Origin of the sequence: Trebonia sp., from assembly GCF_049794275.1 — a bacterium.
Taxonomy (GTDB): domain Bacteria; phylum Actinomycetota; class Actinomycetes; order Streptosporangiales; family Streptosporangiaceae; genus Trebonia.
On record NZ_JBARCR010000170.1, the window covers coordinates 1 to 12,439 of the forward strand.

The window sequence follows — 12,439 nt, forward strand, 5'->3', positions numbered from 1 at the left end:
GGGCAAGCGCAGGAGCGGCGACCCGCGCAAGGCGGCGCTGGCCGCGTCGAGCGGCGGCCCGGGTGGTCAGGGTGGCCAGGGTGGTCAGGGTGGTCAGGGTGGCGACCAGCAGGCCGCCCAGGACCAGGCTCAGGCCCAGGCCCAGCAGCCGCCGGCCTCGATGGAGGAGCTGGCGGAGATGCTGCGCGACGCGCAGGCCGCCGGGGCGGCTGGCGGTCAGGGCGGCGACAACGGCTTCGCCGGTTTCCGCGGCGGCCCGTCGGCGCTGCCGCAGTTCCCCGGCGGCGGCCTGCCCCAGGGCAACGTCCCGGCCGCCTTCGGCAAGCGCAACAACAAGAAGAAGAAGTAGCCGGGTTCAGTCCGCCGCGATGGCGCGGACCGAGTCGATCGTGTCCGCCTCGGCGGCTAGCTTGTCCTCGCGGTAGCGGAGCACCCGCGCGAAGCGCAGCGCGACGCCGCCGGGGTAACGCGGGCTGCGCTGCACGCCGTCGAAGGCGATCTCGACGACGAGCTCGGGCCTTACGTACACGGTCCAGTCGTCGCGGTGGTCCTCGAGCTCGAGCAGCCGTTCGGTCTGCCAGGTGAGCAGCTCGTCGGTGAGGCCCTTGAACGTCTTGCCGAGCATCACCCAGCCGCCGGTCACCGGGTCGCGGGCGCCCAGGTGCAGGTTGGACAGCCAGCCCTGGCGGCGGCCATGGCCCCACTCGACCGCGAGGACGACCAGGTCCAGCGTGTGCCGCGGCTTCACCTTGATCCATCCGGCGCCGCGCCGCCCGGCCGCGTACGGCGCGGTCAGCGCCTTGACCACCACGCCCTCGTGGCCGCGGGCGACCGCGTCCTTGAAGAAGGCCGTGGCCTCGTCCGCGTCGCCGGTCACCAGCCGCGGCATGAGCATGGCGGCCGGGACGACCTTGCCGAGCGCCTCGTGGCGCTGCTCGTCAGGCAAGTCGATCAGGTCCGCGCCGTCGAGGTGCAGCACGTCGAACAGGAACACCGACAGCGGCACCGGGTTTTCCGGCGCCGCGCCGCTCGCCGCCCGCGCGGAGGTGTCCTGGAACGGATACGGCCGGCCGTCCGGCCGCAGCGCGATCAGCTCGCCGTCGAACACCGCGCCGCGCACCGGCAGCGCGGCGAGCGCGGCGACCACTTCGGGCAGCCGGGCCGTGATGTCGTCGAGCGTCCTGGTGAACAGCCGGATGCTGCCGTCGCCGGCAATGTGCGCCTGGATCCGGATGCCGTCGAGCTTCCATTCCACGGCGGCCGGCCCGCCTATCTTGGCGAGCGCCTCCTCGATGGACGGCTCGCTCGCGGCCAGCATCGGCTTCAGCGGCTGCCCGACCAGCAGCCCGAACCCGGCCAGCGCCGGGCTCCCGCCGCTCAGCGCCGCCCCGGCCACCGCGGGCAGCGACCCGCGCAGCATCACCGCCCGCCGCACCTGCGCCACTGGAACGTCAGCGGCTCGCGCCACGGCCTCGGTCATCACCCCGTCGAGCGCGCCCTGGCGCAGCTCCCCGGAGAGCAGCCGCACGAGGAAGTACTGCTCACTGTCGGTCGCGGCGCCCAGCACCTCCCCGATGAGCCGCTTCCGCTCGGCCGCCGACCCCTTGCCACTCTGCGCCCCGATCCTGCTGAACGCCTCGTCCACGTCGCCGACCGTCAGCGACGGCGTGTCCGCCGGCGGCGGTGCCGACCGCAGCGCCGCCCACCCGACGCCGATCTGGCGCTGCAGCAGTTCACCGGACAGGTAGGCGACGACGACGGGTGCTTCTTCCGGCGTGGCCGCCCGGAGCGCCGCGGAAAGCGCGTCGATCTTCCCGAGCCGGGCGGGCGTACCCGCAACGGCGCGAGACACCTCAGCGAGTTCTGCGAGCAACACGCTTTACATTCTCCCGGAGACCGCCGGATCACGCATCGGTGCCCCTAGGCGCGCCACTTGATGTCGGCGCGGCGACGCGCTGCCACGTAGCCGTTGTCGGCGAACCAGCGTGCGGATTCCGTGATGGCCTCGCGCGCTGGCCGCGAGGTATGGCCGATCTCGGTGCGCGCTCGCTCGTCGCTGAAGATCATCTTGGCTGCCGACATGCGCGCGGCCTCGAACGGCACGCGGGGCTCCTGACGGAGGAGCCGGCCCTGGACCAGGGTGGAGGCGGCGCCGGCCGCCAGGACCAGGCTGAGCGGGACTTGCAGCCGGGGCATCGGCAGGCCGGTGCAGTCGGCGAGTGCCTGGAGGATGGCCAGCATCGACAGGTTCTCGCCGCCGAGGATGTAGCTGCGGCCCCGGCCGCCGCGTTCGAGGGCCGCGACGTGTCCGCTAGCTAGGTCGTCGACATGCACGACGTTCATCGCGGTGTCCGTGAACGCGGGCATCTTGCCGTTGAGGTAGTCGAGCACGACCCTGCCGGTCGGCGTGGGGCCGGTGTCGCCGGGGCCGAGCGGGAAAGTCGGCAAGACGAGGCAGGCGTCGAGCCCCTGGGCGCAGGCCCGCAGCACCTCGTGCTCAGCGACGAACTTGGACCCCTTGTAGGACCCGCGCAACTGGGCCAGGTCGGGATAGCGTGTCTCGTCCGACGGGCTGCCGTCCCGGCTTTTCACGCCGCTGAGTACGCCGATAGTGGACGTGAACACCAGCCGCTCGCACCCCGACGCCAGAACCGCGTCGAGCACGTTGAGCGTCCCTCCGACGTTGACGTCGTAGAAGACGCGGGGGTCACGTGCCCAGAAGCGGTAGATGGCGGCCAGGTGAAACACGAAGCGGGCGCCCGCGCAGGCGGCCCTGACAGCGGCCGGATCCCGGATATCCGCCACGACCCGTTCCGCGTCGCAGGCCGCGAGGTTGCGGTGGTCAGCCCCCGGCTCGACCATCGCGATTACGCGCGCGCCTTTCGCCTGGACCGCTCTGACGACAGCGGACCCGATGAACCCGGAGGCACCGGTGATGACTACCCGGTCCTCCGGCTCGATCGTGAAAAGTGATCCCGGCACAGACTAAATGTGCTGCCGCGCCCGCAATCGCGCAATGGGCAGCCAGTGGCGCGAGAGCTAGAGGTGGTACGCGCAGGATCATCAGGTCCGTGGCGGAGGACTAGCCGCGGCGATCCGCAGCGCCCCGGCGACTAGCCGGTCCGCTCGCTCGCGTGCGGCGGCCTCCTCGCGGATGGTCCGCGCCAGGAGCTGATCCGGGTCCACCCCCGCGCTCCTGACGTGCCCCAGGTCCCCGCCGTCCAGCCAGCGCTTGAGCTGCGCCCCGTCGCACTCCGGGTGGAACTGCACCGCCAGGTGCCGCCCGACCGAGAACGCCTGCACCGCTATCTCGTTGCGCGCCAGCACCCTCGCCGCGGGCGGCGGCAGGCACCGGTCGCCGTGGAACTCCAGCCACGGCCCGGCCGGCACCAGGTCCGCGTCGGAGGTGTCGATGACCGCCCAGCCGATCTCCTCGCGGTCCATCTTCTCGACCCGCCCGCCGAACACGGCGCACAGCGCCTGGCCGCCGAAGCAGACGCCGAGCACCGGCACCCCGGCCGCGTCCGCCCGCCGCAGCCAGTCCAGCTCCTCGGCGATCCACGCGTCGTCGTCGTTGACCGACGAGTAAGACCCGAGCACGATGGCGTGCTCGACGCCGTCGAGCGCGGGCAGCGAACCGCCGGGGAACACGCGGACGTCGAACTCCGCTCCGCGCGCCTCGAACGCCTCGCCGACGAAGCCCGCGGAATCCACGTCGTCATGCCGGATAACGGCCACCCGCATGAGCCATGACCTCCGATCGTGTCCGGCTCAGTCCGCGCAGGAGACGTTCACCACGGCCTGCCGGTGCTCGGCCTGGACCGCGTGCAGCGCTCTGCCGAGTGCCGGGATCAAGTCCCGGCGATCGTCGACGGCCTCGCCGTATCCGCCCGAGGCCGCCGCGTACTGCTCGAACGCGACCGCCGGCCCGAGTTCGGCCAGCGGGCTTAGCTGACCGGCGTCAGCCGCGTGACCGGCCGGGTACATGCCCAGAGCGGAGCCTTGAACCGCGGTCCACTTGCGGTTTGCGCAGATGACCGTCAGCACAGGGAGATCGTGCATCGCCATCGCGTGGTGGCATGCGGCCGGGTTGGCGAACAGGTAGGCGCCGTCACCGACGGCGGCGATGACGGTGCGTTCAGGCCGGGCCAGCTTCAGGCCGATGGCTGCGGGCAGTCCCCAGCCAAGGCCGCCGGCCGGCGGAGTCCCGAAGAAGCTCTGCGGGCCGCCGTCCGGCAGCAGCTCGGGGCGCGCCCAGTACTCGCTGACAACGGAGGCGTCCTGCTCGCGCGGCAGCACCTGAGCGAGCGCCCAGTTCATGAAGGTCTTGGTGATCGGGCCATCCGCGCGTGCCGCCGCGGCCAGCCGTTCGCTGGTCTGGGATCGAACGTCCGCCGCGGCGCGCTCGATGGCCGCGCGCCGCCGCTTGTCTATCCGGGCGCTTCGACCGGGCAGGGCGGCCGCCAGGGCCGCGAGAAGGTTCTCGACGCTGGCGGTGACCGACAGGTCCGACCGGTGCGTGCGAATCGGGTACCGGGTGAAGTGCGGATCCGGCCCGCACTGCACGACGATGGCGTCGTCCGGCGGCGTGGCCCTCGCCGGGATCCACGGCACGTCCATGTCAAGGAAGCACAGCACGTCGGCGTCCGCCGCCGCGCGCAGATCGTAGCCGAGATGCAGCGGATGGCTCGCGGCGACGTTGTAGCGGCGCGATCCGGACTCGAGGACGCCGATCGAGTACTCGTCACACAACTGCCCGAGCAGCGTCGCCGTGGCAGGGTCGGTTCCCGACGCCGCGGTGACGAAGACAGGGAAGCTCGCGCCGGCCAGCAGGTCCGCGAGTCGGCCGACCGTGTCGGCGCTTGGCGCGGCATCGCTGGGCGTCGCGCTGCGCGGCGGAGGCGCGTCGCCGTGGGCGTTCCTGGCGAGGACCTCCCGCGGCAGTGACAGGTACACCGGTGCCCGCGGCACCGTCATGGCGATGTCGATAGCGCGGTCGACGACAGCGGCGACCTGCACGCCATCGCGCAGCTCGTAGTCCCACTTGACCAGCTCGCGCACCATGGACGCCTGGTCGTACATCTCCTGCGCCCAGTGGATGCCCCCGTCACGCGACCCGAGCACGGAATCCTCGAACAGCGGGCTACGGCCCGCGGTGAGCAGGATGGGGATGCGATCCGTCGCCGCGTTGAGCGCGCCGCAGACCGCGTTGGCCGTGCCGACGCTGGTGTGCAGCATGACCGCCTGGACGCGCCCGTCACCCAGGTAGGCGCCGTGCGCCATCGAGATGGCGAGGTTCTCGTGCGCGCAGACGACCAGCTCGGGGAAATCCAGTCCCGATTGCTTCTGGCGAGCGTACGCCTCGACGAGGGGCGCGAAGTCGGTGCCCGCGTTCACGAACAGCCGGCTGACGCCGCGATCCTTCAGCACGCGCAGGTAAGCCTCGGCGACCGTGGTCACCCCGGCACTGTCGTGGACTGCCACGCGTTTGCTCCTCTCCGCTGACCTCTTACCAGTTTGTTCCTGTTTTCTGTCGTTCTGACGACAGAAAACAGGAACAAATCGCCGGGGAGGCCGCGAGAGCCGTTAGCCGCCGATGACGCAGGGGACGCTGGCTGGGGCCTCCCGTTCGCAGATCGCCGCCGGGTTCTGGAAGATGCCCGCCGACGGGAGGGCGGCGCCTTCGAAGTTGAACAGGGTCATGTTGACGTTCGGCGAGCCGATGCCGGTACCCGGCTCCCACGGGACGCCGGGGATCCAGTCCGGCGCCCAGTAGAAGAGACCGGCTCCCAGGCCGTCGGGCGCCGTCGCGAGGATGGACAGCTCGTCGGTCACGAATGACAGCTGGCCGCCAGGCGTCGCCGGGTAGCCGGGCTCGATCTGGCTGGTTTCCCAGGCGAAGTCTCCCGTGCTGTCGCCGGGCGGCGAATTGCCGTTCGCCAGCGTCCACGGATACTGGGTCTCGGCGATCACGATCGGCTTGCGGAACTCGGTGGCGAGGCCGTCCACGTTGGCCTTCAGCCCGGAGATCGCCGGCTCGGAGAGCACTGGGTAGTACGACAGGCCGATCACGTCGAAGGGCACGCCGTTGGACTCGAGCGTGGAGTAGAACGCCGCGCTGTCCGTGGGGTCCGCGCCCTGGTCGTAGTGCATCATGATCAGCAGCTTGTGACCCGCGGGGTTGCCCGCCTCGGCCCCGGCCACGCCCGCCTTGAGCAGTTGCGCGAGGTTCGCCCAGCCGCCGCAGCCGGCCCCGCTGGCGCAGTTGATCTCGCCGGCCGGCCACAGGATCCCGTTCCTGATCTCGTTCCCGATCGACACCATGTCCGCCGGCGTGCCCTGCGCCGCGAACGCCGATATCACCTGCTGGGTGTAGGACCGCACGGTGGACGTGAGCTGGGACAGGTCCTGCCCCGCCCAGGCGGCGGGAATGTTCTGCTTGGTCGGGTCGGCCCAGAAGTCCGAGTACATGATGTCTAGGTAGATCTTCATCCCCGCGGCGCGCACCTGCTTCGCGAGCGCGAGATCCACCGCCAGGTCGCTGTAGCCGGCGGGCGGATTCACCCACAGTCGCATCCGCACGTAGTTCGAGCCAGCGTCGCGCATGATCGTCACGGGCGTCCCCGGCTTGCCGTTGTAGCTGAACTGCGCGCCCGCCGCGAGTTCCTGCGGCGTGAACGACAGGTCCGTCCCGAGGTCCATCCCGGCCGCGGCCGGGTCACCGCCGTACGCCCGGAACTCCCCGACGCACACGTCCGCGCCGGTGTCGCTGTAGACCGTGAGCTCCGCGTACCGCGCCGTGCTGCCAGCGGGCAGCGGCAGGTACATCGGGCTGCCCGGGTCGAGTGCCACGTCCTTCAGCGCGCGGATCTGCTGCCAGTCGCCGGCCGTGGACGCCAGCTCGATGGTGGCCGACGCGGACGGACTCGCCGCGTCCAGGGTGATCCCGAGGTCGGACAGCGACCGGACCTGGCCCAGGTCGACGGTCAGCGTGCCGGTCCAGCCGGACGTGCACCAGTCGGTGCCCGCATTACCGTCGATGGCGTTCGGTGCCGGGTTCGCTGATTCGGCGGTCGTCGCGGTCGCGGTGCCGTCCAGTGCCCAGTTCACGGTGGGCGCCGCTTGCCCGGCGTTTTGCGTCGGCGCGCTGGCTGGCGCGGTCCCGGCCATCGGGGTCGTGGTTCCGGCGCGGGACCACGGCCCCGGCAGGATGACCGTCGCGACTGCCAGCGGCAGCGCCACCAGAACCGCGCCGGCCCCGTACCTGGAGCGCCGGCTTCGAGGGAGAAGGGGCATGGGGTCGCCTCCATGGTGAGACGCTAATGATCACTAGCGAACATCCCCCCTCATAACCGCTCAATTCTGGCGCGAGTGGCAAGCGTCTAGGGAGTCAATCACCCGTTCCGTAACCTCGTCGGCGCCTAAATGTGTTTTTCCGTGGCATATTCACCCGGAAAAACACATTTAGCTCGGTTCGAGTCTCCAAGCGCCGGGGCCGGTTAGCCGGCGACGCCCGCCGTGCCCTTGGCCTGCCGCCCTGGCCGCCGCCGTCGTTCGCCTGGCGACCAGAGGTAGTAGCCGACGGGGAACAGCCGGACGTTGAACCTGTCGTCCACCAGGCCCCACAGGCCGCGCCGCGCGAACAGCGCGATACCGATGGCCACCAGTCCCAGGATGATCAGGTACCAGGCGTTGTAGGACTGCAGCGTCTGCTCCAGGATCATGTACACGGCGGTCCCGAGGATCGGGCCTTCGATCGTGCCCAGCCCGCCGATGATGGTCGCGAACGCCATGATGGCCGTCCACTGCACGCTGAAGACGCCGCCCGAGGTGCCGGGCACGACCTGCAGCTGGTCGATCGCGAGCACGCCTCCGGCAGCGCCGCACCCGGCAGCGGCGACGACGAAGACCAGCAGCCGCGCCAGGCCAACCTTGACGCCAGATGTGCGCGCCGCGGTCTCGTCGTCCCTGATCGCGGTGAGCACGAGGCCGAGCCTGGACCGCAGCAGGAAGTACACGGCGGCGATGGCCAGCACCGCGACGACGAGCGCCGCCCAGTATGTGTACGCGGCGAGCAGCGTCGGGTCCATTCCGGCGAAGCCGGGCAGCGGCATGCCCGTGCCGCCGCCGATGGACTGGATCTGCTCGATGAACAGCGCGACGGCCTCGGCGAGCACCCAGGTGGCGATCGCGAAGTACCCGAGGCGCAGCCGGGAGACCAGCCACCACAGCGGGAACGCCACGACCCCCGCGCCGACGGCCGCGATGGGCAGCGCGAGGAACGGCGACAGCCCGTGCGTCGCCGGGATCAGCACGAAATACGCGCCGAGCCCGAAGAAGGCCTGCTGGCCGACCGACACCAGGCCGGCGTACCCGGCGAGCAGGTTCCACATGCTGGCGAGCGTCAGCACGATGAGTCCTTGCACCATGATCGCGGTGGTGCCCGAGTACACGATGTAAGGGAACAGCGCGAGCACGACGACCACGACGAACGCGCCGAGGCCGGTCCACGCCACGTTTCTCCGCGACCTGGTGACTTTGAGGTTTTCTTCCGAACGTACGGTGGCGCCTGTGGTCACGCTCATGACTGCGACCTCCGCGCGGTGAGACCCTGCGGCCGGATCACCAGCACGGCCAGGAAGACGATGTAACCGGCGAGCAGTTCGTAGGAGATGTTGATCTGCGCGCCGATCTGCTGGGCGACGCCGAGGACGATGCCGCCGACCAGGGTGCCCCACAGCGAGCCGAGTCCGCCGATCACCACCGTGGCGAACGCGAGCAGCAGGATCGTGTCGGTTCCCGTGGTCGGGGAAACGACCGTGGTCATTCCGTAGGCGATGCCGGCCAGCGCCACGGTACTGAATGCCAGCGCGGCGGCGATGCCGAACACGTGCCGGTAGTCGACCCCGGACAGCTGCGCCGCCTCCCTGTCGTCGGCGGCGGCGCGGATGAGCCGCCCGTACTTGGAAGAGGACAGGAAGTACTGCAGGCTGAGCAGCACGACGACGGCGAGCACGAAGATCACGACGTCGAGCCAGGCGATCTGCAGCCCGGCGCCGATCGAGAACGAGGAGCTGATCAGGGAGGATCCGGTGCCGATGCCGCGGTTGTTGGCCGTGAAGAACTGCAGTAGGCCGTTCTCGATCACGATCGACAGGCCGAACGTGACGATCAGCGTGGTGAGCTCGCCGCGGGTGATGGCTGACTGGAACAGCGACCGCTGCAGCACGTAGCCGAGCGCCGCCATGATCGCCACCACGATGGGGACGGACCACAGGAACGGGATGTGAATGACCGCGATGACCCCGATGCCGATGTAGGCCGCGACCACGGCGAGGTCGCCGTGCGCGAGGTTCACCAACTTCATGACGCCGAACATCAGGGAAAGCCCGCACGCGAACAACGCGTAGAGACCGCCGGTCAAGATGCCCTGGATGATGGCGTTGACCCAGCCCATCAGGCTTCACTCCCCTCGGGAATGCCGTCGGCCGTTGCAGTGCTCCCTTTTTCCAGTAGGCCCTGGCCTGCATTGCCCGTACCGAAGTAGGCGGCCTCCACCTGCGCCGCGGTGACGTCGGCGGGCCGCCCTTCGAGCGTGCTGTGGCCCTCGAGCAGGCACTGCAGATGGGTCGCGACGCGCAGCGCCTGGCTCACGTCCTGCTCGACGAGCAGCACGGTCACCCCGGACGACAGGATCTGCGGCAGCATGCCGTAGATCCGCCGCATGATGACCGGAGCGAGGCCGAGCGACAGCTCGTCGAGCAGCAGCACCCGCGGGTTCGCGACGAGCGCCCGGCCGATGGCGACGGACTGCTGCTCGCCGCCGGACATCTGCGAGGTCTTCTGGCGGCGGCGTTCCTTCATCCAGGGGAACAGGTCGTAGACCTTCTCGATGGTCCACGGACCAGAACGCGCGAAGGTCGCGCCGACCTGCAGGTTCTCCTCGAGCGTCAGCGACGGGAACAGGCGGCGGCCCTCGGGCACCATCACGATGCCCGCGGTGGCCCGCTTCTCGGGCCGCAAGCCGGTCACGTCCCTGCCGTCGTAGACGATCGACCCCTCGGTGGGGTGGTGCAGCCCGGCGATCGTGCGCAGCAGCGTCGACTTGCCGGCGCCATTCGCGCCGATGATCGCGTAGACCTCACCGGGAAACACCCGCAGCGAGATCCCGGACAGGGCACGCAGCTGGCCGTGGTGCACGATGAGGTCGCGCACGTCCAGCAGCGGTGCGCCCTGCTGCGCGGCGGGCGGCTCGTTCGCGGGTGTGCTCACGTGCCGCTCCCGTCAGGCTCGACGGCCCCGGACGTCCCGGACGTCCCGGCCAGCTCATCGCCGGCCTCGGCCTCCAACTGCTCCGCGGTGACCTCGACGCCCAGGTAGATTTCGCGGACCTTCGGGTTGGCGAGCACGCTGGCCGGGTCGCCGTCGCCGACGAACTGGCCGCCGTACAGGCAGGTGAGCCTGCTGACCAGGGAGGTCAGCGCGCGCACCACATGCTCGATCCAGATCACGGCGATGCCCTGGGCGTTGATGCCGCGGACGATCTCGACGAGCACCGTCACTTCCGGGTCGGTGAGCCCGCCGGCCACCTCATCGAGCAGCAGCAGAGTCGGCCCGGTCGCCAGCCCGCGGGCGATCTCCAGGCGCTTGCGCTGGAGCAGTCCGAGCCGGCCGGCGGGCACGTTGGCCTCGCCGGCTATCCCGGTGCGCTCCAGCGCGTCGGCGGCGGCCCCGTAGCTGGCCTTGCGGCGCAGGCCGCCGCCTTGCTGCGCGGCGACCAGGACGTTCTCGAACACCGTCATGCCGGCGAACGGGCGGGGGACCTGGTAGGTCCGCCCGATGCCGAGCCGGCACCGGCCGGCCGAGTCGAGCCGGGTGATGTCGCGCCCGGCGAACTTGACGTGGCCGGCGTCCGGGGACAGGTCACCGGAAATCAGGCCGAACAGGCTGGTCTTGCCAGCGCCGTTCGGCCCGACGATCCCGACCGTGTCCCCGGCGTTGACCGAGAATGACAGGTCGTCCGCGATGACGACGCGGCCGAACCGCTTCGTCACGTGGTCTAGCTCAAGCAATGGACTGTCATCCGCTCACTTGAAGGTCGGCAGCAGGTCACCCGTGATCTTGGCCTCAGGCAGCAGCGTGTTGTCTGCCACTGGATGCCGGCCGGCGGGGTGGCGTCTGGCTTGCTCTCCGGGCCAGGCTGAGCATTCTGGTCAGTCATGTTCTGGAGATCTCCTTCGCGGGTGCGCGCCGGGTAGCGCGTGACCACGTGCGGGATGATGCCATACGTAACGGAACGCGCCTGTTGGTTAGCTATGTACGCTCTGCGAACGCCTGTGCGAACCAGGATTGTCAACAAGTTAGCCAAACGTTACGAGCGCCCGCAAGTGAAGTCAACGCACGTTATGTAACTGTTTCTCGGGATTCACCCCAGCTTTGAGCAAAAATGACTACGTAACGTGATCGGCCTGCGTTGGCAGGGGGACTGGTCCGCCTGGGGCACCGGACGCGGTCGCATGATTACCCCTAGGGCGCCGGGATCTGGCAGAATGGCCTCTTGACGCTTGGCCGCGCGGCGCCCTCTTCTCGTCTGCCGGCCTGGCCCACCCGCTCGGTCCGGCCGGCCATTCCCCGCTGGCGGTGCCCGACGCACGTACCTACTTCGCTGGGAGAAGACCACAGCCGTGGCTGTCAAGATCAAGCTAAAGCGCCTGGGCAAGATCCGGGAACCGTACTACCGGATCGTCGTCGCCGACGCTCGTACCAAGCGAGACGGGCGCGCCATCGAGGAGATCGGCAGGTATAACCCGAAGGCGGACCCGTCGATCATCGAGGTGAACTCGGAGCGAGTCCAGCACTGGCTCTCGGTTGGCGCGCAGCCGACCGACCCGGTGCGCCACCTGCTCACCATCACCGGTGACTGGCAGAAGTTCAAGGGCGAGCCTGGTGCCGAGGGCACGCTGAAGACCGCCGAGCCGAAGGCGGAAAAGAAAGAGCGCTACGAGTCGCTGGTGAAGGAAAGCCAGGCGACGAAGGAGACCAAGGCCGCGGCGAGGCCGGCCAGGTCCTCGGCGAAGAAGGACCAGCCAAAGAAGGCTGCGCCCGCCGAGGCTGCCGCCCCCGCGGAGGCCAAGGCTGAGGCCGCCGAGGCTGCCGCCCCTGCCAAGACCAAGGCCGAGACTAAGGCCGAGGCCAAGGCTGAGCCCGCCGAGGCTGCCGCCCCCGCCGAGCCCAAGGCCGAGACTAAGGCCAAGGCCAAGGCTGAGCCCGCCGAGGCTGCCGCCCCCGCCGAGACTAAGGCCGAGACCGAGGCCGAGGTCGCCGAGCCTGCCGCCCCCGCTGAGGCCGAGGCCGCCAGCCCCGCGCCCGAAGCGGCTGCCGAGGCTCCCGATGGCGGTTCCGGAGCCTGAGGTGCTTGAGGAAGCCCTCGAGCACCTCG

Annotated in this window: 9 protein-coding genes and 2 pseudogenes; 2 read left to right on the forward strand and 9 right to left on the reverse strand. The window is 70.1% G+C overall.

Annotation, left to right across the window (positions count from 1 at the left end; translation table 11 throughout):
- A pseudogene (locus tag WA805_RS04845) lies at positions 1-349 on the forward strand (hypothetical protein); the annotation flags it as partial.
- A gap of 6 nt (positions 350-355) precedes the next feature.
- Here WA805_RS04845 and WA805_RS04850 read toward each other — a convergent pair.
- From WA805_RS04850 to WA805_RS04890, 9 genes are all read right to left on the reverse strand, one after another.
- Positions 356-1,876, reverse strand: a complete 1,521-nt coding sequence (locus WA805_RS04850) for an ATP-dependent DNA ligase (RefSeq protein WP_422284665.1) — start codon at positions 1,874-1,876, stop codon at positions 356-358.
- Positions 1,877-1,920: 44 nt separating this feature from the next.
- A complete protein-coding gene (locus WA805_RS04855; RefSeq protein ID WP_422272994.1) occupies positions 1,921-2,982 on the reverse strand; it encodes an NAD-dependent epimerase/dehydratase family protein in 1,062 nt (353 codons plus the stop codon).
- Positions 2,983-3,063: 81 nt separating this feature from the next.
- Positions 3,064-3,744 (reverse strand): type 1 glutamine amidotransferase, encoded by a 681-nt coding sequence (locus WA805_RS04860; RefSeq protein ID WP_425241746.1) that lies wholly within the window; start codon positions 3,742-3,744, stop codon positions 3,064-3,066.
- 27 nt (positions 3,745-3,771) lie between these two features.
- Positions 3,772-5,484 carry a thiamine pyrophosphate-requiring protein gene (locus WA805_RS04865; RefSeq protein ID WP_422284661.1) on the reverse strand — a complete coding sequence of 571 codons (1,713 nt, stop codon included), beginning with the start codon at positions 5,482-5,484 and terminating at the stop codon, positions 3,772-3,774.
- 102 nt (positions 5,485-5,586) lie between these two features.
- A complete protein-coding gene (locus WA805_RS04870) occupies positions 5,587-7,296 on the reverse strand; it encodes a glycosyl hydrolase 53 family protein (RefSeq protein WP_425241747.1) in 1,710 nt (569 codons plus the stop codon).
- Positions 7,297-7,499: 203 nt separating this feature from the next.
- Positions 7,500-8,585: a branched-chain amino acid ABC transporter permease gene (locus tag WA805_RS04875; protein WP_422284657.1), complete on the reverse strand. Its 1,086-nt coding sequence runs from the start codon at positions 8,583-8,585 to the stop codon at positions 7,500-7,502.
- Positions 8,582-9,457, reverse strand: a complete 876-nt coding sequence (locus WA805_RS04880; protein ID WP_422279636.1) for a branched-chain amino acid ABC transporter permease — start codon at positions 9,455-9,457, stop codon at positions 8,582-8,584. Before WA805_RS04880 ends, WA805_RS04875 begins: the two co-directional genes overlap by 4 nt.
- The gene (locus WA805_RS04885) at positions 9,457-10,272 is read right to left on the reverse strand and encodes an ABC transporter ATP-binding protein (protein WP_422341116.1); all 816 of its coding nucleotides are present in this window, start codon (positions 10,270-10,272) and stop codon (positions 9,457-9,459) included. The genes WA805_RS04880 and WA805_RS04885 overlap by 1 nt, the downstream gene beginning before the upstream one ends.
- On the reverse strand, positions 10,269-11,054 hold the full coding sequence (locus tag WA805_RS04890; protein WP_425241748.1) for an ABC transporter ATP-binding protein: 786 nt from the start codon (positions 11,052-11,054) through the stop codon (positions 10,269-10,271). Before WA805_RS04890 ends, WA805_RS04885 begins: the two co-directional genes overlap by 4 nt.
- A gap of 630 nt (positions 11,055-11,684) precedes the next feature.
- On the opposite strand from WA805_RS04890, the pseudogene rpsP reads away from it, so the two are divergent.
- A pseudogene (gene rpsP / locus WA805_RS04895) lies at positions 11,685-12,110 on the forward strand (30S ribosomal protein S16); the annotation flags it as partial.
- Positions 12,111-12,439: the final 329 nt, after the last annotated feature.